General features: G+C 60.8%; 20 protein-coding genes. 12 read left to right on the top strand and 8 right to left on the bottom strand.

Annotated elements, in window-relative coordinates; genetic code table 11:
- Nucleotide 1: 1 nt before the first annotated feature.
- The 9 genes from aroE to BR41_RS19020 all read left to right on the top strand — a co-directional run bounded on the left by aroE (nt 2) and on the right by BR41_RS19020 (nt 13,166).
- Nucleotides 2-844 carry a shikimate dehydrogenase gene (gene aroE / locus BR41_RS19060; protein ID WP_245615994.1) on the top strand — a complete coding sequence of 281 codons (843 nt, stop codon included), beginning with the start codon at nt 2-4 and terminating at the stop codon, nt 842-844.
- A gap of 197 nt (nt 845-1,041) precedes the next feature.
- Nucleotides 1,042-1,749, top strand: a complete 708-nt coding sequence (gene mtgA, locus BR41_RS19055; RefSeq protein WP_051711377.1) for a monofunctional biosynthetic peptidoglycan transglycosylase — start codon at nt 1,042-1,044, stop codon at nt 1,747-1,749.
- A 209-nt stretch (nt 1,750-1,958) separates the two neighbouring features.
- Nucleotides 1,959-4,478, top strand: a complete 2,520-nt coding sequence (locus tag BR41_RS19050) for a CHASE2 domain-containing serine/threonine-protein kinase (RefSeq protein WP_211251810.1) — start codon at nt 1,959-1,961, stop codon at nt 4,476-4,478.
- A 51-nt stretch (nt 4,479-4,529) separates the two neighbouring features.
- The gene (locus tag BR41_RS19045; RefSeq protein WP_051711373.1) at nt 4,530-5,357 is read left to right on the top strand and encodes a Stp1/IreP family PP2C-type Ser/Thr phosphatase; all 828 of its coding nucleotides are present in this window, start codon (nt 4,530-4,532) and stop codon (nt 5,355-5,357) included.
- 78 nt (nt 5,358-5,435) lie between these two features.
- A complete protein-coding gene (locus BR41_RS19040) occupies nt 5,436-6,143 on the top strand; it encodes an FHA domain-containing protein (RefSeq protein WP_035060221.1) in 708 nt (235 codons plus the stop codon).
- Nucleotides 6,144-6,176: 33 nt separating this feature from the next.
- Complete coding sequence (locus BR41_RS19035; protein WP_035060220.1) at nt 6,177-8,387, top strand: CHASE2 domain-containing protein; 2,211 nt, start codon at nt 6,177-6,179, stop codon at nt 8,385-8,387.
- Between the two features lie 76 nt (nt 8,388-8,463).
- On the top strand, nt 8,464-9,228 hold the full coding sequence (locus tag BR41_RS19030; RefSeq protein WP_035060218.1) for an MBL fold metallo-hydrolase: 765 nt from the start codon (nt 8,464-8,466) through the stop codon (nt 9,226-9,228).
- Nucleotides 9,229-9,231: 3 nt separating this feature from the next.
- Nucleotides 9,232-11,580: a GspE/PulE family protein gene (locus tag BR41_RS19025; RefSeq protein WP_035060216.1), complete on the top strand. Its 2,349-nt coding sequence runs from the start codon at nt 9,232-9,234 to the stop codon at nt 11,578-11,580.
- 11 nt (nt 11,581-11,591) lie between these two features.
- Nucleotides 11,592-13,166: an HD domain-containing phosphohydrolase gene (locus BR41_RS19020; protein ID WP_035060214.1), complete on the top strand. Its 1,575-nt coding sequence runs from the start codon at nt 11,592-11,594 to the stop codon at nt 13,164-13,166.
- An 85-nt stretch (nt 13,167-13,251) separates the two neighbouring features.
- Here BR41_RS19020 and hpaI read toward each other — a convergent pair whose 3' ends face one another.
- The 8 genes from hpaI to BR41_RS18980 form a co-directional block, all read right to left on the bottom strand.
- Entirely contained in the window at nt 13,252-14,070 is an 819-nt protein-coding gene (hpaI, locus tag BR41_RS19015) for a 4-hydroxy-2-oxoheptanedioate aldolase (RefSeq protein ID WP_035060211.1), read from the bottom strand.
- A gap of 167 nt (nt 14,071-14,237) precedes the next feature.
- A complete protein-coding gene (gene hpaH / locus BR41_RS19010) occupies nt 14,238-15,041 on the bottom strand; it encodes a 2-oxo-hept-4-ene-1,7-dioate hydratase (RefSeq protein ID WP_035060209.1) in 804 nt (267 codons plus the stop codon).
- Nucleotides 15,042-15,251: 210 nt separating this feature from the next.
- A complete protein-coding gene (locus BR41_RS19005; RefSeq protein ID WP_035060206.1) occupies nt 15,252-16,718 on the bottom strand; it encodes an NAD-dependent succinate-semialdehyde dehydrogenase in 1,467 nt (488 codons plus the stop codon).
- A 153-nt stretch (nt 16,719-16,871) separates the two neighbouring features.
- The gene (locus BR41_RS19000; protein WP_035060204.1) at nt 16,872-17,267 is read right to left on the bottom strand and encodes a tautomerase family protein; all 396 of its coding nucleotides are present in this window, start codon (nt 17,265-17,267) and stop codon (nt 16,872-16,874) included.
- A 23-nt stretch (nt 17,268-17,290) separates the two neighbouring features.
- Nucleotides 17,291-18,136, bottom strand: coding sequence for a 3,4-dihydroxyphenylacetate 2,3-dioxygenase (hpaD, locus tag BR41_RS18995; protein WP_035060201.1), 846 nt, complete (start codon nt 18,134-18,136; stop codon nt 17,291-17,293).
- A 318-nt stretch (nt 18,137-18,454) separates the two neighbouring features.
- The gene (gene hpaE / locus BR41_RS18990) at nt 18,455-19,915 is read right to left on the bottom strand and encodes a 5-carboxymethyl-2-hydroxymuconate semialdehyde dehydrogenase (RefSeq protein ID WP_035060199.1); all 1,461 of its coding nucleotides are present in this window, start codon (nt 19,913-19,915) and stop codon (nt 18,455-18,457) included.
- Nucleotides 19,912-20,700 carry a fumarylacetoacetate hydrolase family protein gene (locus BR41_RS18985; protein ID WP_035060197.1) on the bottom strand — a complete coding sequence of 263 codons (789 nt, stop codon included), beginning with the start codon at nt 20,698-20,700 and terminating at the stop codon, nt 19,912-19,914. The genes hpaE and BR41_RS18985 overlap by 4 nt, the downstream gene beginning before the upstream one ends.
- The gene (locus BR41_RS18980; protein WP_156970797.1) at nt 20,697-21,482 is read right to left on the bottom strand and encodes a fumarylacetoacetate hydrolase family protein; all 786 of its coding nucleotides are present in this window, start codon (nt 21,480-21,482) and stop codon (nt 20,697-20,699) included. Before BR41_RS18980 ends, BR41_RS18985 begins: the two co-directional genes overlap by 4 nt.
- 335 nt (nt 21,483-21,817) lie before the next feature.
- Here BR41_RS18980 and hpaA point away from each other — a divergent pair, with 335 nt between their 5' ends.
- The 3 genes from hpaA to BR41_RS18965 all read left to right on the top strand — a co-directional run bounded on the left by hpaA (nt 21,818) and on the right by BR41_RS18965 (nt 24,860).
- Nucleotides 21,818-22,771: a 4-hydroxyphenylacetate catabolism regulatory protein HpaA gene (gene hpaA / locus BR41_RS18975; protein WP_051711371.1), complete on the top strand. Its 954-nt coding sequence runs from the start codon at nt 21,818-21,820 to the stop codon at nt 22,769-22,771.
- 119 nt (nt 22,772-22,890) lie between these two features.
- Nucleotides 22,891-23,199, top strand: a complete 309-nt coding sequence (locus tag BR41_RS18970) for a DUF485 domain-containing protein (RefSeq protein WP_035060195.1) — start codon at nt 22,891-22,893, stop codon at nt 23,197-23,199.
- Nucleotides 23,196-24,860, top strand: a complete 1,665-nt coding sequence (locus BR41_RS18965; protein ID WP_035060193.1) for a cation acetate symporter — start codon at nt 23,196-23,198, stop codon at nt 24,858-24,860. Before BR41_RS18970 ends, BR41_RS18965 begins: the two co-directional genes overlap by 4 nt.
- The last annotated feature ends 33 nt before the right edge of the window (nt 24,861-24,893 follow it).

Below are 24,893 nucleotides of genomic sequence, written 5' to 3'. Positions count from 1 at the left end.
CATGTTTTCCCCTCATCTGAATCCTTCCATGCGCTATGTCGTCGTCGGCAATCCGGTTGCCCACAGCAAGTCCCCACAAATCCATGCTGCGTTCGCAGCCCAGTTTGGCCTGAGCGATTTCAGCTACGAGCGGCTGTTTGCGCCGCTTGATGGGTTCGAGGGCACGCTCCGGGCATTCATGTCCGAGGGCGGTCGCGGCTGCAATGTCACCGTACCGTTCAAGGAACAGGCGTTCGCATTGGCGGACGTGCTTACGCCGCGTGCCGAAGCGGCCGGTGCGGTGAATACGCTGTTACGGCAGGACGATGGCCAACTGCTCGGCGACAACACCGATGGCGCAGGGTTGGTGGCCGATGTGCTGCGCCACGCCACCTTGGTGGATAAACGCATCCTGCTGCTTGGCGCGGGCGGCGCAGCGCGCGGGGTGATCTTGCCGCTGGCGGAGCAAAAACCTGCCGCGATTGCCATTGCCAATCGCACCGCCAGCAAGGCCGTTGCGCTAGCGGACGAATTCGCCAGTCGCGTGACGCGACCTTTGACCGGGGTAGGTTTTGACGAGGTGTACGACGAGTTCGACATCGTCATCAATGCCACATCGGCCAGCCTTGGCGGCGAGCGTATTCCCTTGCCATCCGGCGTGTTTGCGTCCGGCGCACTGGCCTACGACATGATGTACGGCCGTGATGAAACGCCGTTTCTGGCGCAGGCGCGCGAAGCGGGCGTGGCATCACGCGTTGACGGGCTTGGCATGCTGGTCGGCCAGGCCGCTGAGGCATTTGCGTTGTGGACCGGCAAGCGCCCGGATATTGCGCCGGTGCTCACCGCCCTGCGTGCAGCGCTTTGACAGGTAGCCCGGAGACGGCTTTGCCGGCCGGGGGCGTTATGTCAATGAACCCTCGGCAAGGTCTTGCTTCACATGCAGCGGCCCCGGCCAGCAAGCTGTCCGGGCTACGAAGTGCTTCTTGTAAGCAAATCAATCGCAATGCCTGCGGCCCGGTATAATCCGCCCCGTTTCCTCTTGTTTTGATTGGCGAAATTCTTATGGCGAAGGCAAGGCATTCAGTCGGCTGGTGGGTGGGCCGCATCCTGCTGGCGCTTGTTCTGTTCGTGTTGCTGTGGAACCTGTGGATTTTCCTGCACGTCTGGTGGTGGCGCGATCACAACCCGGACGTCACTGCCTTCATGGAGGAAGGATTGGCACGGCTGCAGCAGGAAGACCCGGAGGCAGAGCTGCATCACAAATGGGTGCCGTACGGCCAGATTTCGCCCAATCTCAAGCGGGCGTTGGTGGCGAGTGAAGACGCCAAGTTCCTCGATCACGACGGTTTCGATTGGGAAGGTATTCAGGTGGCGTGGGAGAAAAACCTGAAAAAAGGCCGCATCGTGGCTGGCGGTTCGACCATCAGCCAGCAGCTGGCAAAGAACCTGTTCCTGTCATCCGGCCGCACGCCCTGGCGCAAGACCGAGGAAGCAGTCATCACCGTCATGCTCGAACACCTGCTCGACAAGCGCCGCATCTTCGAGATTTATCTGAACGTGATCGAGTGGGGTAATGGCGTATTCGGCGCAGACGCTGCGGCACGCCACTACTACAACACCAGCGCTGCCAATCTTGGCACGGGGCAAGCGGCCAAATTGGCGGCGATGGTGCCCAATCCGCGTTATTACGATGACCATCGCAGCGACCGCAAATTATTGCGCAAGGCGGCGATCATTCAGCGCCGTTTGCCCTACGCGGATATTCCATAAGCTGTTCGCCACTGGCCCTTGATGTGTCCAGAGTGTGACGCGCATGACAAACGAATACAAACCCTGTTAAATCAAGCTCCAATAAGCTGACAAATCAGCTATCAATTAAAGAATCTAAATAAAGCAGGATGTCGTTCACAAAAGCCCGCTGGCCAGGCCTGCGATGCGCAGACAGCGGGCTTTTGTGAACGGCACCCATGGGATTGGGGATGAAACGGGGAATCTGGCGGCGCGATTGGGTGGTCGGGCTGGTCGTCGTCGCGGTCTATCTGGCCGCGTGGTGGCTGACGCCGCTTATCTCCGGCATCGAAAGCCGGGCCTACGATGCAGGCGTGCGCATGACCTCGCGCACGCCGAACGACAAGATCGCCATCATTGCCATCGATCAGCAAAGCCTCGACAACATTGGTCGCTGGCCGTGGTCGCGTGAAATCCACGCCCAATTCATCGACAAGCTCGCGGCAGCCCAGCCGCGTGTGCTCGCTTCCACCATCTTCTTCACCGAGCCGCAAAAAGATCGCGGCCTTGTCGCGCTGCAAAAACTCAAAACACGCGTCGATGCCCAAGCCGCCTCGTTTCCGGCTGATTTTCCACAAGAACTCAATGCCTCGATTGCTGCGCTGGATGTCGACAAGCAATTGGCCAACAGCATTGCCCACGCTGGTAATGTGATGTTGCCGATGCTGTTTCAGGTCGGCGAATCCAAGGGCGCGCAAGACAAGCCCCTGCCTGATTTTGTCAGCAAGACCCGGCTGGATGCCGGCCGCGATGCGGCCAATAGTTGGCCCATTTCCGTCAATGCCGCCGTCTGGCCGATTCCGGAGATCGGCAGCAAGGCGATCGGCGTGGCGGGCGAGGCGGAGCTGCCGGACGTTGACGGCGTGGTGCGGACGATTCCGCTTGCCGTGCGCTATTACGACCAGATTTTCCCGACCTACCCGCTGCTGGGCGCGGCCTACGGGCTGAATCTGAAAGCGAAGGACATCAAGCTGGTGCCGGGTGAGTCGTTGTCGCTGGGCAACGTGCATATCCCGATCAGTCCGGACGCGACCTTCCGGCCGTACTTCTACCGGGGGGCCGACGGCGCATCGCCATTCCAGGTCGATTCTTTCTACGACGTTTACGCCGGCAAGATTCCGGTCGAGAAATACCGCGGCAAGATCGTGCTGATCGGCGCGACTGCGCTGGGCGTCGGCGCGTCGCTGGTCACCCCGGTCTCCGCTGCCGAGCCGCCAGTGCTACTGGCAGCGAATACCTTGTCCGCTTTGCTGGAGCAGCACTACTTCGTGTCGCCGTGGTGGGCGGTGCTGGCCAGCCTGATCGTCACCTTGCTCGTTGCCGTCTACCTGACGGTGGCATTGCCGCGACTCAAGGCCGGCGCGGGGGCGGGGATCACGGGCGGTGTGTTCTTGCTGCTGGTGGCCGCGCATTTCGTGTTGATGACGCAAGCGATGCTATGGGTGCCGCTGGTGGGGCCGGGTCTGTTGTTGCTGGTCGGGCATGGCGTGTTGACCACCAAGCGCTACCTGATGACTGAAGAGAAGGAGCAAAAGAGCTCCGCTGATTCGGCTGAATCCAACCGCATGCTCGGCTTGGCATTCCAGGGGCAAGGCCAGCTCGATCTGGCGTTCGACAAATTCCGCAAGGTGCCGCTCGACGACGGCATGCTGGAGATCCTCTACAACCTGGCACTGGATTTCGAGCGCAAGCGCCAGTTCAACAAAGCGGAAAACGTCTACCGCTACATGGCTGGTTTCAATCCCAAGTTCAAGGATCTGGAAGCGAAGCTCAAACGCGCCCAGCAGTTGTCCGAGACAGTGATTCTCGGCGGTGGCGGTTCCAGCCCCGGCGGCACCGTATTGCTGGCGGGTGGCGAAGTGGAAAAGCCGATGCTGGGCCGTTACCAGGTGACGAAGGAGCTGGGCAAGGGCGCGATGGGCGTGGTCTATCAAGGTACCGACCCCAAGATTGGCCGCGTGGTCGCAATCAAGACCATGGCGTTGGGGCAGGAGTTCGAAGCAGACATGTTGCAGGAGGCGCGCGAGCGCTTCTTCCGTGAGGCGGAGACGGCCGGCCGGCTCAACCACCCGAATATCGTCACCATCTTCGATGCCGGCGAGGAACACGATCTCTGTTACATCGCGATGGAATTCCTCAAAGGGCGTGATCTGACGCCCTATATCAAGGCCGGCCAATTGCTGCCGCTGCTCGATGTGCTGGCGATCGTGCGGCAAGTGGCCGATGCGCTTGACTACGCCCATAAGCAGAACGTGGTGCATCGCGATATCAAGCCAGCCAACATCATGTACGAACCGGAAACCAAGACCGTCAAAGTCACCGATTTCGGCATCGCGCGCATCACCGATTCATCCAAGACCAAGACCGGCATGGTGCTGGGTACGCCGTCGTACATGTCGCCGGAGCAGTTGTCCGGTCACAAGATCGACGGCCGCTCCGATCTCTTTTCGCTGGGCGTGATGCTGTATCAGCTGTCGGCTGGTGCGTTGCCGTTCACGGGTGATTCGATGGCGGAGCTGATGTATCGCATTGCCAATACCGACCCGACCGACCCGCGCACTCTGAACCCGAAGATGCCGGGCATGTTGGCGGCGATTATCATGAAAGCACTGCAAAAGAACATCGACACCCGCTTCCAGAGCGGCGCCCATTTTGCTGCGGCACTGCTCAAGCTGGAAACGGGCCTCAAGGCACGCGACGCGGCGGGTTGACGGGTTGATTGAAGACGCTCAAAAACGAACCAACGGTTAGATGAAAACAATATGGTTAGCCTGATTCAAGCATTGGAAATCGCTGGCCTGACCAACCCTGGCTTGGTGCGTGAGCACAACGAGGACGCGATCGGGTTCGACGCGGAAGCGGGCTTCGTGGTGTTGGCGGACGGCATGGGGGGCTATAACGCTGGTGAAGTGGCCAGCGGCATCGCGGTCGAGGTGATCAGCCACAACCTGCGGGAGCTGCTGGGCCAGCACCCGCCGCATCGCCCCTTGCGTGGCCGCACCTTGCCCGCTGCGTATGACTTGCTCGCGGAGTCGGTGCGGCAAGCGAACGTCTCCATTTACGGCACCGCACAAAGCCAGCCGCAATGCGCCGGCATGGGCACGACCTTGGTGGCGGGGGTGTTCTTCGATAACCGCATCCTGGTGGCGCACGTTGGCGATTCGCGGCTCTACCGCATGCGCGGCGAGGAGTTCATGCAGCTCACGCGGGATCATTCGCTGCTGCAAGAGCAGATCGATAGCGGGCTGATCACACCCGAAGAAGCCCGCTATTCGGCGAACAAGAATCTCGTGACGCGCGCAGTGGGCATCGAAGAAGACGTTGAGGTCGAATTGTCAGAATTCGAAACGCAACCGGGTGATGTGTATCTCTTTTGTTCGGACGGACTGTCCGATATGGTGGACGACAGCGAGTTGGGCGAACAACTGATGGCGCTGTCCGGCAATCTGCCGCTGGCGGCGGGGCAACTGGTGCAACAGGCCAACGACAACGGCGGCCGTGACAATATTTCCGTGATTCTGGTGGCGATCAAGCGCGAATACCCGGCGCATTGGGGGCTGTGGTCGCGTCTGGCCGCCTGGTTAAGCTAGCAACTGCTTCACCCGACTGGCCGGAGCGCTGCGCCGCGGGCTTTGTGAATGGTTTTGAGAACTGACGAGAAAATATCAATGGCCAAATTACTGCTCTGCCTGGAAGGCAACGTCATCAAGGAATTCCGCCTGAACCGCGACCGGTTCACCATCGGCCGGCGGGCCAACAACGACCTGCAGATCGACAATCTGGCGGTGTCAGGCGAGCACGCGGCGATTACCACCGTCGGACGCGATGTCTTCGTTGAAGACCTGGATAGCACCAACGGCACGATCCTGAACGGCAGCCCGGTCAAGCGCCAGCTGTTGCAAGACGGCGATGAAGTCACCATCGGCAAATACGTGATCAAGTTCTGGAAAGAGGCGCAAGACGCGCCCGGCAGCGCGACGGAAGGAACCGATTTTGAAAAGACCATGATGTTGCGTGCGCCACCTGGGGGGGGTGCCGCTGCGCCTCCCAAGCCCGTGCAGCAACCCGCGGCACCACAAGCGGCCGCTGCGCCGCAAGCACCCGCCGAGCCGGTCAAGCTCGGCGTCGTCAAGGTGTTGACGGGTGCCAATGCCGGCCGCGAATTGCCGCTGACCAAGAATCTGACCACGCTCGGCAAAGCTGGTGTGCAGGTGGCGGTGATTACGCGCCGTCCGCAAGGCTACTTCATCACCCATGTCGAAGGTGCGACCACGCCGCGGGTGAACGGCACGGAAATCGGCAATGCCGCGCGCCAGCTCAATGAGGAAGATCTCATCGAGTTGTTGGGGGTGCAGATGGCGTTCTTCACCCATTGACCGTGTCGCACTGATCGATCGACGGCGACCGCGATGAAACGCTGGCTCACACGAAATTGGCAGCAGCTCTTGATGAGCTGCGTGTGCATCGTGCTGTTGCTGGCGCACGTGGTTGGCGTCGTGCGGTTGCCGGCGATCGAACGGCTCGAGGACTACCTGTACGACGTCCGCCTGCGCTTGGCGATGCCGGGCGGGCATGATCCGCGGGTGGTCATCGTCGATATCGACGAAAAGAGCCTGGCAGCGCTTGGGCATTGGCCGTGGCAACGCAGCAAGCTCGCGGCGCTGATGGATTCGCTGTTCGACCGCTACCACATCCGCGCCGCCGGCTTCGACGTGGTGTTCGCCGAGCCCGACGAGAGCACCGGTTTGCCCGTGCTCAAGCAACTGGCGCAAACCACCTTCAAGGGCAATGCCGAATTCTCGGCTGAACTGGCCAAGTTGGCCCCCAAACTCGACAACGATCATCTGTTTGGCGCTGCGCTGACCAAGCGCGGTGTCGTCACCGGTTTTTACTACAGTAACGAAGCCGGCGCGGTGTCCAGCGGGCAATTGCCGCCGCCAATCCTGGGGGCCTCGGCTTTGGCTGCGGTGGCGAATGATTTGACCTCGGGTCAGCATTACGGCGCCAATCTGCCGGTGCTGCAGGATGCAACCCCACACGGCGGACACTTTGTGCCGGTCGTTGATGCGGATGGCGAAACCCGCCACGTACCCTTGGTGGCGCGGATTGGCGATGCCTATTACCCGGCGCTATCGCTGGCGCTGGCGCGGCTGGCGCTGGGCGATCCGCCATTCCGGCCATTGCTCGCCGAAGCCGGCCAACCAGTACTCGAAGGCTTCATGCTCGGTGATCGCCAGCTGCCCACCGATCCGCACGGTTGGGCGCTGGTGCCCTATCGCGGCAGCGAACGCAGCTTTCCTTATGTTTCCGTGATCGACGTGCTCGATGGCAAAGTCCCGGCCGACGTGCTGCGCGACCGGATCGTGCTGCTGGGCACCACCGCACCGGGCCTCAAGGATTTGCGGGTGACACCGGTGGGCGAGGCCTACCCCGGTGTGGAAGTGCACGCCAACATGATCGCCGGCATTCTCGATGGCAACTTGCCGCAGAAACCGGGTTACTTGCTGGGCGCGGAATTCCTGCTCCTGCTCTTCATCGGCCCACTGGTGATCTGGGTGCTGCTGACGCGAGCCCCCCTGGTGGCGACCTCAATCTGCGCCGTCGTGATCGCGCTGCTGGCGTTCGGCAACGTGTGGCTGTGGCAGCATGCACGGCTGGATTTGCCGTTTGCCAATGCGTTGCTGCTGGTGGCGATGCTGTATGTGCTCAACATGGCATATGGCTATTTCTTCGTCTCCCGCCGGTCACGGCAGTTTACAAAGCTGTTCGGCCAATACGTTGTGCCAGCCCTCGTGCAGAAGATGAGCGAGGACCCGGAAAAATACACCATGGTCGGCCAGAGCCGGCAGCTGACGGCGCTGTTCACCGATGTGCGCAGTTTCACCAAGATTTCGGAAGGGTTGCCGGCCGATCAGCTGGCGAATTACATGAACACCTTCCTGACCGAGATTTCCAGCGTGATCAGCCACAAGCGGCTTGGCACCATCGACAAGTACATGGGTGACTGCGTGATGGCGTTCTGGGGCGCTCCGGTTTACGACCCGGATCATGCCACCAACGCCGTGCTGGCCGCGATGGAGATTCAGGTGGCGATTGCCGCGCTCAACCCGAAGCTGGTCGCCGCCAACTGGCCGCCGATCAGTGTCGGGGTCGGTGTGAATACCGGGCATATGACCGTGGGCGACATGGGTTCGCAATTCCGCATGGCCTACACCGTGATGGGCGATGCGGTGAATCTGGCCTCCCGTCTGGAAGGGCAGACCAAGTACTACGGCGTTGGCGTGCTGGTGGGCGAAGAAACCCACGACGCTACGCGCGGCATCATCTATCGTGAAATCGACCGTATTCGCGTCATTGGTCGTCATGAAGCCGTGGCGATCTATGAGCCGCTTGGCGTGACGCCGGATGCCGCGGCGGAAAAAAGCGCCGTGTTGTTTGGCGAGGTGCTGCGCCTTTATCGGGCGCGTGAATGGGATTTGGCTGAGCTGCAGCTGTTGAACCTGCAACGTGCCGCGCCGGACAGCAAGCTTTTCAAGGTGTACCTGGAGCGGATCGCCGGCTTCCGGAAGAACCCACCCCCCGATGACTGGGATGGCGTGCACGTTGCTGAATCCAAGTGAGGCCGGCTCATGCCGTCCATCGACAATCATTCGATACATCAGATCGATCAAATAGCCCACACATCGAAAACCTAGCATGCGACTACGAATTCTCGGCTGCAGCGGCGGCATCGGCGGAGCGAACAGGACGACATGTTTCCTGCTCGACGACTCCGTATTGATCGACGCCGGCACGGGGCTCTCTGCGCTGAGCTACAAACAGCTACAGCTGATTGATCACGTGTTCCTCACGCACGCGCATCTGGATCACATCGCCTGCCTGCCGATGCTGTTGGATACCGTGGTGTCCAGCCGCACCATGCCGATTACCGTCCATGCCACGACCGAGACGCTGGATGTGCTCAAGACCCATATCTTCAATTGGCGGGTCTGGCCTGACTTCACCACCATTCCAAGCGCGGAAGCGCCGGTGTTGCAATTTGCCACCATGGAGCTGGGCGAAACCCGCGCTGTGCCGGGTGGCAAGGTGACGGCGCTGCCGGCCAAGCACACCGTACCGGCCGTGGGCTATTTGCTGGAAAGCAAGCGCGGGGCGCTCGCGTTCAGCGGCGATTCGACCGATTGCGCCGCTTTTTGGGATGCGGTCAACACCGGCCCCAAGCTCGACTACCTGATTCTGGAAACCGCCTTCAGCAACCGCGAGGAAAAAATCGCTCGCGCGTCGCGCCATTTCTCGCCCGCATCGATGCTCCACGCCATCCACGGTTTCAAGCAGGATGCCGAAATCCTCGTCACCCACCTGAAACCGGCGGATGCCAGACTCACGATGCGGGAAATCCTGCGGGATGGCCGGCACCGCTCGTTTTCGCGCCTCAAACAAGGCCAAGTGCTGGAATTTTGATCCATGAACGCTGAATCCCACGACCAAAAACATGCACTGGAATTCATGCGCCAATTGCAGGCGCTGACCAACCGTATCCACGCCACGGCGAATCTGGATGAGTTGCTGCTGGAGATCAGCCCGGATGTGTGCAGCGTGTTTCACGCCGAGCGCTTGTCGATCTATGTGACTTCCGAAGATGGCCGGGAAATCGTCTCGCGCATCAAGACCGGGCTGGAAGGCTTCAAGGAATTACGCATCCCGATCAACGACAAAAGCATCGCCGGCTTCGTGGCCAACCAGAAGCGGCTGGTCAACATCCAGGATGTCTACGATCAGAGCGAGCTGGCGAATTACAGCAGCACGCTGCAGTTCTTGCTGGCGGTCGACAAGCAGACCGGCTATCGCACCCGCGAAATGCTGGTCGCGCCGATCCAGGCCGAGGCCGATGGCACGCTGATCGGCGTGGTCCAGCTGATCAACCACGTGCCCAAAGTGCCGTTTGGGGTATTCGCCGAAGAAGGCGTGCGGCTGCTGTCCAAGACGCTGGCGGTGGCGTTGCGCCAGCGCCAGCAACCTTTTCCGTTCCTGGCGACCGGCAAGTTCCAGGGCCTGGTGGCCAGTGGTGCCATCACGGCTGCAGCAATGCAAGTCGCAGCCAAGGAAGCGGCACGCAATCACGAGGATCTGGAAGCGGTCCTCACCAATAACTACAAGATCAAGGCCGCCGCGCTGGGTACGTCGCTGGCCTCGTTCTATGGCGTGCCCTATGAGCCGTTCAAGCCGGATCGCATCAAACCGCTGGATTTGATCCGGCTGGTAAAACGCGAGCTGGCGACCGAGAACGAATGGGTGCCGATCGATGGCGATGCCAGCGGCATCATCATTCTCAGCTCCGACCCCGAGAAGTCCCGCGCCAGTCACACCATCGGCCATGTCTTTCCGGGCCGCAAGGTGGAATTTCGCGTCTGTTCGGATCAGGAATTCCGTCAGACGCTCGACCAGTTTTTCGGGGCGCAAGGCGGCAGCGGAGAGTCGATCGACTCCTTGTTGTCCACCATGGGCGAGGACGAAATCGAAGCGCTCTCCGCCGAAGACATCTCCGCCGCGCAGGACAACGAGCTGGTCAAGCTCGTCAACCAGCTGATCGTCGAAGCGCACAAGCTCGGCGCATCCGATATCCACATCGAACCATCGCCCGGCAATGAGAAGACCCGCATCCGCCTGCGCCGCGATGGCAGCCTGATGCAATACCGCGATGTGCCGGCCAGCTACCGCAGTCCGCTGGTGACGCGGCTCAAGATCATGTGCGATCTGGATATCTCCGAGCGCCGCAAGCCGCAGGACGGCAAGATCAAGTTCAAGAAATACGTGCCTGGTCTCGATATCGAACTGCGGGTGGCGACCATCCCGACCGCGGGCGGGGTCGAAGATGTGGTGATGCGGATTCTTGCCGCCGGCGAGCCCTTGCCGCTGGAAAAACTTGCGCTGTCGCCGCACAACCTCGAAACGCTCAAAAGCGTGATCTCGAAGCCCTATGGCCTGTTTTTCGTCTGCGGGCCGACCGGTTCGGGCAAAACCACCACACTGCACTCGGTGCTCAAATACCTCAATACGGTAGAAACCAAGATCTGGACCGCCGAAGACCCGGTGGAAATCACCCAGAAGGGCCTGCGGCAAGTGCAGGTGAACGTGAAGGCAGGCCTGACGTTCGCCAGCATCATGCGCTCCTTCCTGCGGGCCGATCCGGACGTGATCATGGTCGGCGAAATGCGCGATGCTGAAACCACCAGCCTTGGCATCGAAGCCTCGCTGACCGGTCACCTGGTGCTCGCCACCTTGCATACCAACAGCGCGCCGGAATCGATCATCCGGCTGTTGGACATGGGCATGGACCCGTTCAATTTCGCCGACGCGGTACTGGGCATTCTGGCGCAGCGCCTGGCGAAGCGGCTTTGCAGCTGCAAGACGGCGTATGCCGCCACGCAGTCCGAAATCAAACTGATCCTGGCCGAATACTGCGAAGAGCTCAAAAATACCGAGAGCTGGCAGAAAGACCCCAAGGTCGCGTACGAGAGCCTCTACAAGGACTGGGTCAAGCGCTTTGCCAACGACAAGGGCGAGTTCACGCTCTACAAGGCCGTTGGCTGCGATGTGTGCAGCAACACAGGCTACAAGGGTCGGGTTGGTCTGCACGAATTGCTGGTGGGCTCCGATGAAGTGAAACGGCTGATTCAGGAGCGGGCCCGTGTGCCGCAATTGCTTGGTCGAGCGCTGGAAGATGGCATGCGTACGCTCAAGCAAGATGGCATCGAGAAAGTGCTGGGTGGCCTGACCGATATCGCACAGGTGCGAGCGGTCTGTATCAAATAGCCGGGGGACGCATGAAAAATCTGCACCGCCAGCTGGAAGCCCTCAACACCATTGGCATTGCGCTGTCCCGCGAAACTGACATCAACCGCTTGATGGAGCGCATCCTGTCTGCTGCGCGCGAGCTGTCGAATGCGGATGCCGGCACGCTGTACCGGGTGGAAAACGACGCGCTCAAGTTCGAGATCGTGATGACCGAATCGCTCGGTATTGCGCTCGGTGGTACGTCAGGCAAGCCGGCCAAGCTGCCACCGGTGCCGCTCATGCACGAAGACGGCAAGCCCAACCTCAACAACGTCGTCGCCTGTGCGGTCAATCAGAACCGTACCATCAATATCGAGGATGCCTACACCGAAGAGGGCTACGACTTCTCCGGCACCAAGCGCTTCGACGCCGCCAACGGCTACCACTCGCAATCCTTCTTGTGCGTGCCGATGAAGAATCATGAAGGCGAAGTCATTGGCGCACTACAGCTCATCAATGCCCAAGACAAAGATGGCCGCGTGATCGGCTTTTCCGACGACAGCCAGCACCTGGTTGAATCGTTGGCGTCGCAGGCGGCGATTGCGTTGACCAATCGCCAGTTGATCCAGTCACTGGAAACGCTGTTCGAAGCCTTCATCGGTTTGATCAACTTGGCCATTGACGATAAATCGCCCTATACCGGCGGCCATTGCCAACGTGTGCCGGTGCTGACCATGCTGCTGGCCGATGCGGCGAGCAAGGTGAAAGAGGGGCCGCTCGCAGGTTTCAGTCTGACCGAGCGAGACCGCTATGAGTTGAAAATAGCCGGCCTGCTGCACGATTGCGGCAAGGTGACGACGCCGGTGCACGTGGTCGACAAGGCGACCAAGCTGCAAACCATTGTCGATCGCATCGGCTTGGTCGATACCCGCTTCGAAGTCCTCAAGCGCGATGTGGAAATTGCCCGGCTCAAGGGTGAGCTGGACGAGCCGACCTACCAAGCGCTGCTGATGCAACTGGATGAGGAGCGTGAGTTCATCCGGCAAGTGAATATCGGCGGCGAGTTCCTGAGTGATCAGGCGGTCGAGCGGATTGCAGCGATTGCTGCCCGCCAGTGGCGCGGCCCGGATGGCACGCAGCAGCCGCTGCTCACAGCCGAAGAGCTGGGCAATCTCTCTATCCGCAAAGGCACGCTTAACGATGCCGAGCGGGAGATCATCAATCACCACATCGTCGTCACCATCCAGATGCTCGAAGCACTGCCGTGGCCGCGATACCTGAAAAACGTACCCGAATATGCTGGTGGCCACCACGAACGCATGGACGGCAAAGGCTACCCACGTGGCCTGACGCGTGAGCAGATGAGTGTGCAGGCCCGCATCATGGGGATTGCGGATATTTTCGAAGCGCTCACCGCGCGCGACCGGCCGTACAAGCCTGGCATGAAGCTATCGCAAGCGCTCACCATCCTTGCCCGCATGTGCAACGATCACCACGTCGACCCGGATCTGTTCGAAGTATTCGTCAAGGAAGGGGTGTGGAAGGAATACGCCGACCTGTTCCTGAATCCGAACCAGATCGACTACGTGGATATCGGGCCGGTGTTGGCGATTGCGCGGGGGTAGGGCGCTCTCCTCGGTCCCATGAGTAGGGCGCAATCCCCGCAGGGCATTGCGCCCTACTACCTACCACCACACCGTGCCGGCTTGATCAGTACACCGAAGGCCCATTCGGAGAAGCTGGCGCGGTAGTCGGATGAGCTGCTGGTTTGAACCGCTTGGCGAGCGCCTCCGCCTGCCGGGCCAGCAAGGTGGTATCGACACCGACCGCCACGAAGGTTGCACCCAGTTCGATGTAATGCCGCGCCAGTGCTTCATCCGCGCACAGAATCCCGGCTGCCTTATCGGCAGAGCGGATGCGGCGGATGGCGTCGGTAATGGCAGCTTGTACATCCGGGTGGCCCGGATTGCCGAGATGGCCCATGTCGGCGGATAGATCCGCCGGGCCGATGAACACCCCATCGACGCCATCCACGGTGAGGATCGCATCCAGCTCCGCCAGACCTTGGCGCGTTTCGATCTGCACCAGCACGCACAATTCATCCGACACGTTTTTCAGGTAACCATCGACGCGGTTCCAGCGCGAAGCGCGAGCAAGCGCACTGCCGACTCCGCGGATGCCTTCCGGCGGATAACGGGTGGCGGCGACGGCCAGCCGTGCCTCGTCAGCCGATTGCACCATCGGCAGCAGCAGGGTTTGCACGCCGATATCCAGCAACTGCTTGATGCGCACCGGGTCATTCCACGGCGGGCGCACGATGGGGTGAGCGGGGTAGGGCGCGATGGCTTGTAGCTGCGCGAGGATGGTCCGCACGTCGTTGGGTGCGTGTTCGCCGTCGATCAAGAGCCAGTCGAAGCCGGCACCGGCCAGCAGTTCGGCGCAGTAGGGGTCGCACAGGCCCAGCCAGAGGCCGATCTGGGTTTGGCCGTGCTGGATGGCGCGTTTGAAGGGATTGATGGGGAGTTGCATGGGCGGATTCCTAGGTGCCGTTCCAAATATCGCTGGCGGGTTTCTCCCCTCGCCCATTTATGGGAGAGGGGCGGGGGGGGGGGGGGTGCCAAGCGCACTGTTGTTTCAAGCACCCTCTCCCTAACCCTCTCCCATAAATGGGCGAGGGAATAAAAATGCCGGGCCACTCAAATGAAATGGCAGCTGATCGCCCCCAGCGGGCCATAGTCCACATGAAACGTATCGCCAGGACGCGCATGTACCGGGCGGGTGAACGATCCACCCAGAATGACCTGCCCCGGCTTGAGCTCGACATCGAACGGCGCGAGCTTGTTGGCCAGCCACGCCACGCCATTGGCCGGATGGTTGAGCACGGCCGCCGCAACGCCGGATTCCTCGATCACGCCGTTGCGATAACAGATTGCGCTGACCCAGCGCAGATCGAGCTCATCCGGCCGAATCGGTCGGCCGCCAAGTACCACGCCCGCATTGGCGGCATTGTCGGCAATGGTGTCGAACACCTTGCGCGGGCGTTTACTGTCCGGGTCGATCGATTGGCTGCGGGCATCGATGATTTCCAGCGCCGGCACCACGTATTCGGTCGCGTTATAGACATCGAACAAGGTGACGTTCGGCCCCTTGAGCGGCTTGCCGAGGATGAAGGCCAGCTCGACTTCGAGGCGCGGCACGATGAAGCGGTCGGTCGGGATGCTGCCGCCATCGGCGAAGAACATGTCGTCCAGCAAGGTGCCGTAGTCCGGCTCGTCGATCTGCGAGGTGTACTGCATCGCCTTGGAGGTCAGGCCGATCTTGTGGCCTTTGACGGTGCGGCCTTCGGCCAGCTTCATGTCCACCCACGTGCGCTGGATCGCGTAGGCATCCTCGATGGTGATCTCGGGATGGTCGAGCGAGAGCTGGCGAATCTGTTCGCGGCTTTTTTCGGCTTGATGCAGGCGGCTGGCGGCATCACGGATGATGGATGGATCGAGCATATTGGTTCCTGTTTGGTTTGGCGCTCGTGCCAAGCTTTTGTGAGCAAGGTCTTGCGCCGTCATCCCCCCCTTTTTGTGCCGTGCGAATCTTTTGATTCGTACAGGCAGAGGGGGCTAGGGGGGATTTCTGCGGCATTTCACAAGCAATGACTTCGAAATCCATCGCGGCCCTCTTTGCAAAGAGGGAGAAGAACTGCCTTGTTAAGGCGCTTATTGGTTAATGCCGCCGAAGCAGATGTATTTGATCTCCAGATAGTCATCGAGACCATGCTTCGATCCTTCTCGTCCCAGACCAGATGACTTGACGCCCCCGAACGGCGCGACTTCGGTCGAGATCAGTCCTTCGTTCACACCCACCATGCCGACTTCCAATGCCTCGGCCACGCGCCAGATGCGGCCGATGTCGCGGCTGTAGAAATAGCCGGCGAGGCCGAACTCGGTGTCGTTGGCGAGGCGGATGGCTTCGGCTTCATCCTTGAAGCGGAATAGCGGCGCGAGCGGGCCGAAGGTTTCTTCCTTGGCGACGAGCATGTCGGCGGTGACGCCGGCCAGCACGGTCGGCTGGAAGAAGTTGCCGCCGCGGGCATGCGGCTCGCCACCCGTCAGCACCTTCGCGCCTTTGGCGAGTGCATCGGCAATGTGCTCGGTCACTTTGTTGACGGCCGCCTGATTGATCAGCGGGCCTTGCTGGAATGCGCCTTCCAGTGCCGGGCCGGCTTCAAAACGGCGTACTGCAGCGGCGAGTTTCTCTGCAAAGGCATCGTAAACGCTGTCCTGCACCAACAGGCGATTGGCGCAGACGCAGGTCTGGCCGGTATTGCGGAATTTGGAAGCCAGCGCGCCTTCGACGGCGGCATCCAGATCGGCGTCATCGAACACGATGAACGGCGCGTTGCCGCCGAGTTCGAGCGACACCTTCTTGATCGTCTCGGCACATTGCGCCATCAGCAACTTGCCAACCCGGGTCGAGCCGGTGAAGGTGAGTTTCTGCACCGTCGGATTGGCGGTGAGTTCGCCGCCGATCTCGCTGGAGCGGTTGCCCGTCACGATGTTGAACACCCCCGCCGGGATGCCGGCTTGTTCGGCCAGCACCGCCATTGCCAAGGCGGACAACGGCGTTTCCGTCGCCGGTTTGAGCACCACGGTGCAGCCAGCCGCCAGCGCCGGGCCGACCTTGCGGGTGATCATGGCATTGGGGAAATTCCACGGTGTAATCGCAGCAACCACGCCAATCGGCTGCTTGATGGTGACCAGTCGCTTGTTGCTGGCGGGCGTTGGAATGGTCTCGCCGTAAGCGCGTTTGCCTTCCTCGGCGAACCACTGGATGAAGCTCGCGCCGTAGGCAATTTCGCCCCGGCTTTCTGCCAGTGGCTTGCCTTGTTCGGCGCTCAGCAGGCGGGCGAGGTCTTCCTGATTCTCCAGTAGCAACTCGTACCATTTCAGTAGCAGGTTGGCGCGGGCTTGCGCGGTGAGCGCACGCCATGCTGGCAATGCATCCGACGCGGCGGCAATGGCCCGGCGGGTTTCCTGTGTGCCAACTGCGGCGACGCGGGTAATGCATGCACCGCTGGCCGGATCGAGCACATCGAAGGTGCGACCGTCGTCGGCAGGCACCCATTGGCCGTTGATGTAGGCGTTGTGCTGCAGCAGGGCGGGGTTGTTCAGTTTGAGAGTCATGGTGCGGTGTTCTCCATTGCCAATTTCAGGCGGGGCGGCGGCGCGGTTAACAAAAGTCAGCGAAGCGGTGCTGGCAAGGCGCGCGCCGCGCAGACAGTACGTTTAGTACGGCAAGCAAGCGCAACGCAGCCAGCAGGCTTTTGTTAACCGCGCCTAACGAAACCGGTCGTGAACGTTGTTTTGCTTGTAGTTCAGCTCGGCATGCAATTCGGTGATCTCGAACGACAGCGCCAGATAGCGCTCGGCACTGATCGGCGCGAAGTGCGCCTTGATGAGCGCGAACAGTTCTTCACCAACCCGCTTGCGGTCTTCGATGCTGCGGCCATGGCCGATCTTCAGTGTCATGTGCGCGAAGGCGTAATCGTCTTTGCCATCGATCTTGGCCCCATCTGCCATGCGCCAGGTATCCAGCCAGATGGCTCGGCTACGGATGCCGCCGAGCGGGAACAGGCTAGTGCCGGCGAGGTAGGTGTGGACTTTTTCGAACAGGCCCGGCAGATCAGCGGATTCGCGCAGGTTGTCGGTGCATTCGGCGATGAAGTGCGGCATGGGGATTCCTTCGTTGGTGCAGGTCAGACCGGGAACACGGCGTTGATCTGGCCGGTGCCGGAGCTGGGGAACAGGTCGGTGATGATTTCGACTGGTTGGTCATAACTATCCCAGCCCAGCAAGCCCAGCAGCATCGCGGTGTCGTGCATCTTGCCTTCGCCGTTACAGCAACTGGCGTAGTCGGGCAGCATTGCGCAGAACTCCTTGAAGCGGCCTTGCTGCCACAACTCGACTACGTGCATGTCCACCTGCCGATCGAATTCGCGCGTGTAGTTATTCATGTTGCCCAAGGCGATGCGGTCGGGGATGAAGGTGTGCGAGAGCGAGCCGCTGGCGAGCACGGCCACCGTGCCGTCGTAGGCGTCGATGGCGTCTTTCACTGCTTCGCCAAAGCGCTTGCTGTCTTCCAGCTCGTGGGCATTGCACCACGCCGCGATGGAGATGACCTTGAAGTGCTGGTCTTCATTCATGTAGCGCATCGGCACCAGCGTGCCGTATTCCAGCTCCAGGCTCGGAATGTTGTGCGCTTGTGCCCGCACGCCGCGCTCGACAGCGAATTCGGCGATGCGCCGGCCGAGTTGCGGGTTGCCGGGGTAGGCGAAGCGCAAGTCCTTGATGAAATGCGGTAGCTCGTTGCTGGTGTAGATGCCCTCGAACCATTCGCCGCAGTTGATGTGGTAGGCGCTATTCACCAGCCAATGCGTATCGAACACGACGATGGTATCCACGCCCAGTTCACGACAGCGGCGACCGATCTCCTTATGGCCATCGATAGCGGCCTTGCGGCAGCCATTATTGGGGCCGGGTAGCTCGGACAAATACATCGACGGGACGTGGGTAATCTTTGCTGCGAGTGCCAACTTGCCCATGATTCTGACTCTCCATCTGCCGGTGTTTGCACCGGTGATTTGTTACTCAACGGAGTAGAGGTTTTTGTAGGAGCGAGCTTGCTCGCGATGGCGAGGTCTGAAATGGCGCTATCGCGAGCACCCCAAGGGTATTTCCACGCTGAGCGATGCCAAGGCATCGCACGCTTGCGGGGCACAAGCTCGCTCCTACAGGGGTATCCAGCTAACGAGGGAAGCGTGTTGTGATTTCGGGTGCTCGCGCGAAGTGGCCGCGCAGACAGTACAAACTCGTACGGCAAGCGGCCAACGACAAAGCGAGCGCCCGAAAGCGCAATACGCTTAGAGGCCCCAGCGGGGGATGTGGTGGCCGCCCATCGAGATACACACGTTCTTGATCTCCGCGAACACCTCGAAGCTGTATTCACCGCCCTCACGCCCGGTGCCCGATGCCTTCACGCCGCCAAACGGCTGGCGCAGGTCGCGCACGTTCTGGCTGTTGATGAACACCATGCCGGCCTCGATGCCACGGGCGAGGCGGTGGGCCTTGCCGACGTCCTGGGTCCAGATGTAGGAAGCGAGGCCGTATTCGACGTCGTTGGCCAGCCGTAGCGCATCGGCTTCGTCCTTGAACGGAATCAGGCAGACCACCGGGCCGAAGATTTCTTCCTGCGCGATACGCATGCGGTTATCCACATCCGCGAACACGGTCGGCTGGATGAAGTTGCCCTTGGCCAGATGCGCCGGCAGGCCAGCCGGGCGGTCCAGACCACCCGCGACGAGGTTGGCACCTTCTTCGATGCCGATTTTGATGTAGCCGGTGACCTTGTCGTAGTGCTGGCGGGTGATCATCGAGCCGACTTGCGTCTTCGGGTCTTGCGGGTCGCCAACGAGGATGCGCTTGGCGCGGGCAGCGAATTCGGCGACGAATTCCTTGTAGATGCCTTCCTGAATGAAGATGCGCGAGCCCGCGGTGCAGCGTTCGCCATTGAGCGAGAAGATGGTGAACAGCGCGGCATCGAGCGCGCGGCCGACGTCGGCGTCGTTGAAGATCAGCACCGGCGATTTGCCGCCCAGCTCCATCGAGTATTTCTTGATACCAGCCGATTGCATGATCTTGCGACCGGTGGCCGTGCCGCCTGTGAACGAGATGGCGCGCACGTCATGATGACGAACCAGCGCATCACCGGCCGTTGCGCCATAGCCCTGCACCACGTTGAGCACGCCCGGCGGTACGCCGGCTTCGAGTGCCAGCCGGCCCAACTCATTGGCGGTCAGCGGCGAGAGTTCGGACATCTTCAGCACGGCGGTGTTACCGAGCGCCAAGCATGGCGCGGTCTTCCACGTGGCGGTCATGAATGGCACGTTCCACGGCGACACCAGCCCGCACACGCCCACCGGCTGGTAGAGCGTGTAGTTGAGCATCTGGTCGTCCACCGGGTAGGTGCGGCCATCCATGCGGGTGCAGACTTCGGCGAAGAAATCGAAGTTGTGCGAGGCGCGCGGGATCAGCACGTTGCGGGTCTGGTGGATCGGCAGGCCGGTATCCAGCGTTTCCAGCTCTGCCAGTTGCGGCACGTTCTTGTCGATCAGCTCGCCCAGTTTGCGCATCACCTTGGCGCGTTCCTTGGCGGGGGTGTTCGACCATTTCGGGAAAGCTTCCTTGGCGGCTGCAACGGCAGCGTTGATTTCTTCCGCGCCGCCAGCGGCGACTTCGGCGATGACTTCGCCAGTGGCCGGGTTGAGGGTTTCGAACACCTCCGCGCTTTCAACTTCGCGGCCGTTGATCCAGTGCTTGATCATGCTTGTTGCTCCTGTGCAGAGACGGAAAGCGTTGCCTCGTAGTCGGCTTCGCTGACGATGTGGTTGACGAGACGGCCGACCTGTTCGACCTCGACGATGACTTCGTCGCCGGGCTTCACGTCCGCCAGCCCTTCCGGCGTGCCGGTGGCGATCATGTCGCCGGGGGAGAGCGTCATGAAACCGGACAGGTATTCGATCAGGTAGGGAATGTCGAAAATCAGGTCACGCGTGCTGCCTTGCTGGCGTAGCTCGCCATTCACATAGGTGCGCAGCGTGAGGTTGCCGGGGTCGGCCACGTCGGCGGCATCGACGATCCACGGGCCGATCGGGGTGAGCGTGTCGCGGCTCTTCACCCGCAAATTGGGGCGGTAGTAGTTCTCGAGGAAATCGCGCACGGCATAGTCGTTGCAGACGGTGTAGCCACCGACATAGGCCATGGCGTCTTCACGCTTTACGTTGCGGGCCGTCTTGCCGATCACCACCACCAGCTCGGCTTCGTAATGCATGTATTCGACGTTGTCCGGCCGCACCGAGACTTGGCGATGGCCGGTGAGCGTGTTCGGCGCCTTGATGAACACCAGCGGCTCGGTCGGCGCCTTGAAGGCGAGTTCGGCGGCGTGGTCGGCGTAGTTGAGGCCGAGCGCGAAGATCGTGCCGCTAGCGGGCGGCAGCCATTGCACTTCGGTTTCGGCCAGCGTGCGGCCATCGGGCAAGGTGACGCGGTTGTCGTCGCCCACCGTTACGTCGTAGGCCTGGCCTTGCCAGTGGATGCGGGCGCGTTTCATGCGGTTTCCCCTGTGGTGGCAAACGGGCTGGCAACAATGTGGTTTTCCAGGCGGCCAAGCCCGTCGATTTCAATGGCGACGGTATCGCCGGCAGCTAGATCGATGCGCGGCGCGGCTGGCCCACAAATGATCAGGTCGCCCGGATTGAGCGTGATGAAGCTGCTGATGAAGGCGATCAATTCGCCGATCGGCCGCAGGAAATCGTGTGTGTTGGCGATGCCGCTCAATTCGCCGTTCACGTAGGTGCGCACTTCCAGCCCGTGCGGGTTGGTGATGGCGGCGGCGGGGGTGACGAGAGGGCCGATAGGGCAGAAACCGTCGCGGCATTTCGCCTTGATCGCCGGCCGGTAAACGCTGTCTTCCGGCAGGCTGAGTTCGTTGACGATGGTGTAGCCGGCAATCACCTGCCCGGCGTTTTCCGCCGTGATGTGGCGGGCGCGTTGGCCAATCACCACGCCGAGTGCGCCGCCACTCTGAATCGGCGAGCCATCTTCCGGCAGCGCCACGGCAGTGTTGTGCCCGGTATGGGTATTGGCCGGCTTGACGAACAACACTGGCGTTTTCGGTGGCGTCTTGTAGGGCGCGTCGTAGAACCGTGAATTCCAGGCCGCGCGCTGGCCGGTGTCATTCAGCGCCACACCGAACACCGTGCCGCTGACCGGTGGCAGCCACTGCACCACGTCACTACTGACTTCGCGGCCGTCATCGAGCCGGGTGATGCCGGTTGCTGTTGTTGCGACGTCGACTGCCTGCTGCGCCAACAGGATCTTTCCTTGTCTCATTGGGTGCTCGAATCTGAAAAATATTAATATGTTAAATTTATAAAGTTTTGCATCGGTTCGTGTCAAGCGCCGTGCAGGAAAATTGTGCTTATGGTGGAATTTTTCCTTTTTAAACCTTGTATTTTTGAGGAATTTTTAAGAAATATTGCTGCATGTGCACATTTCATGGATGTTTTGTCCGGCAGGGTAGACGTCGGGAAAGTACCAATATGTGTCGATAAAATCTCGGAATAACGTTCATAAAATTAATATGTTAATAAAATGCTGAGGCTGCTTGTTTCGGCAGGTGCGGGAGCGGATTGTTTCGTGGGTGCAGCACAAAGGAAGGGAGTGCAATGAAGAACGCCGCGGTAGCCAAGTCACCGATTCCAAACATCGACATCGGCAAGGTCTATGACCAGCGTTATGCCGACATGGACGTGCATTGCGAGGTGTTTTCGCGGCTGGCGGCTTTCTTCGGCCGCAACATGCCGGTGCATTGGCATGACCGCTACTTCCAGGTCCATTACCTCGAGACCGGACAGATCCGCCTGAATCTGGAAGACCGCTTCCACATTGCGCGTGCGCCGCTGATTGTCCTGACGCCGCCCACGGTGCCGCATGCGTTTGTGACCGAATCGGATAGCGAGGGCTATGTGCTCACGGTGCGACAAGAGCTGATCTGGGCCTTGTTGCCGACAGTTGGTGATTGGTATGGCGATCCGCGGTCAGCGCAGCCGGCCTGCGTAGAGCTTGTTCAAGTACCGGCCGAAGGTGCGCGGCTCTCTAGCTTGTTCCGCTTGCTGAGCGATGAGTTCGAGAGCGAGCGGGCCGGGCGGGCTGACAGCCTGATCATGCTGGCGCGCATGGTTTTCCTGACCCTGTTCCGCTTGGCAGGTAGCGCGAATCGGGGTGATGACGATGCGCGTGTGCGTGGTTGTGAGCTGGCCTTGTTCCAGCGCTTCAATGTCTTGATCGAGGCGCGCTTTCGCGAACATTGGACGTTGACCCGCTATGCCGCCGAGATCGGCGTGACCGAAACCCGCCTCAATCACATCTGTCGGCGGGTGGCGGGCATGCCGTCCAAACGGGTGATTCATGAGCGCCTGCTGCAAGAGGCCAAGCGTCTGCTGTGCTTCTCCCTGGCCCCGGTCAGCCAGGTGGCTTACGAGCTGGGCTACACCGACCCGGCTTATTTTTCCCGTTTCTTCAGCCGTGAAGCCGGCGTGAGTCCGCGTGACTTTCGCCGTGGTCACGGTGAAACCGTGTTCGATTCAGGCTGTGCCGCAACGGCTGTGGCCGCAGCCTGAATCGGTTTTCAAGCTGCCCTCGTGAGCGGGCAGAACCGTAGTCGTAGTCCTGTCAGCGCCCGACTGGTTGGGCTGGTTAGGCCGGGTTAGGCCCATTTAGATAAGAGGGGAGTCTTTCCATGAACGATGTTCAGTTGCGCAGCATTGCGCAAAACGCCGATTTTCAGCGGCTGGTACGCCGGAAGTCACGCGGGTCTTGGGGTATGACTGCCGTCATGCTGGTCATCTATTTCGGTTTTGTCGGCCTGATGGCGTTTGCACCCGGTCTCATGGGCAGGCCACTGGGCGCTTCGGTGGTGACGCTAGGCGTTCTGCTTGGCGTGCTGGTGATCGTGTCGTCCTTCGTCTTCGCTGGCTTGTACGTGCGCTGGATGCGGGTCGAGATCGAGCCGCTGACCCGGCGTATCTTGAAGGAGCTAAAGGTATGAAGCGCGCGCTTGCTGTTTTCGTCTCGGGCCTCGCTGCCCTGCTGCCAACGCTGGCCTGTGCTGCTGGCACCATCGATGGGCCGGTGACGGCCCGGCCGACCAACTGGATCGCCATCGGCATGTTCTTGCTGTTCGTGCTGTTCACCTTGGGGATTACCTGGTGGGCGGCCCGGCGCACGCGTTCGGCAGCGGATTTTTATACTGCTGGCGGCGGCCTGAACGGCTGGCAGAACGGCCTCGCCATCGCTGGGGATTTCATGTCTGCCGCCGCTTTCCTTGGCGTATCCGCGTTGATCTACGCCAGTGGTTTCGATGGCTTGATCTACGCGCTGGGTACGGTGGTGGCGTGGCCGATCATCCTGTTCGTGATTGCAGAACGGCTGCGTAATCTTGGTCGCTATACCTTTGCCGACGTCGTGTCGTTCCGGTTGGCACAAAAGCCGGTGCGCATCGTGGCGGCAACGTGCACGCTGGCGGTCACCATCATCTATCTGACCGCGCAAATGGTCGGAGCGGGCAAGCTGGTGCAACTGCTGTTTGGCACCAGCTATCTGTCGGCGGAACTGCTGGTCGGCACGCTGATGGTGTTGTACGTGATGTTCGGCGGCATGTTGGCCACGAGCTGGGTGCAGATGATCAAGGCGGTGTTGCTGATCTCCGGCGCGACTTTCATGGCTGGCATGGTGCTGGCGCATTTCGGATTCAGCTACGAAACACTGTTCCGCGCGGCTATTGCCACCCATCCAAAGGGCGACGCCATTATGGCGCCCGGCCTGATGGTGAAATCGCCGGTGGATGTGTTCTCGGTTGCCGTGGCATTGCTGTTCGGCACCGCCGCGCTACCGCACATCCTGATGCGCTTCTTCACCGTGGCAGATGCGCAAGAGGCGCGCAAATCGGTGTTCGTTGCGACGGGCTTGATCGGCTATTTCTACCTGCTGTGCTTCACCATTGGCGTCGGCGCGATCATCTTTGTCAGCACCAATCCCGAGTTCCGGGATGCCGCCGGCAAGTTGATCGGTGGTGGCAATATGGCGGCCGTGCACTTGGCACAAGTGGTCGGTGGCGACGTGTTCCTCGGCTTCATCTCGGCGGTGTCGTTTGCAACGATTCTGGCGGTGGTGGCGGGATTGACGCTCTCCGGCGCATCGGCCATTTCGCATGATCTTTACGCATCGGTGGTCTGCAAAGGCAAGGCGAGCGAGGCGACGGAAATGCGCGTATCGCGCGGCGCAACACTCATGCTGGGCGTGATTGCGATCTGCATGGGCCTGCTGTTCGAGCGCCAGAACATCGCCTTCATGTCGACGCTGGCGATGTCGATTGCCGCCTCGGCCAATTTCCCTGTATTGATCTTGTCGATGTTCTGGCGCGGCCTGACCACACGTGGGGTGGTGGCAAGCAGCATCGGCGGGTTGGTCTCGGCCGTCGGCCTGATCGTACTCGGCCCGGCGGTGTGGGTGGATGTGTTCAAGCACAGCGAGCCGCTGTTCCCGTTCTCCAACCCGGTGCTGTTCTCGATGCCGATCGGCTTTGCTTGTGCGTGGCTGTTCTCGGTGCTGGATACGTCCGAGCGTGCCAACGAGGAGCGCGGACGCTTCCTGGCGCAGTTTGTGCGGTCGATGACCGGACTGGGGTCGGCTGCGGCAGCGAAGCACTGAGGCTTCTTCGCGATTACACCCGCTGTAGCCCGG

It is taken from the genome of Andreprevotia chitinilytica DSM 18519 (assembly GCF_000711875.1).
Lineage (GTDB): Bacteria > Pseudomonadota > Gammaproteobacteria > Burkholderiales > Chitinibacteraceae > Andreprevotia > Andreprevotia chitinilytica.
Note: the sequence above shows the minus strand (reverse complement) of the source record. Positions and strands in the feature narration are given on the sequence as shown.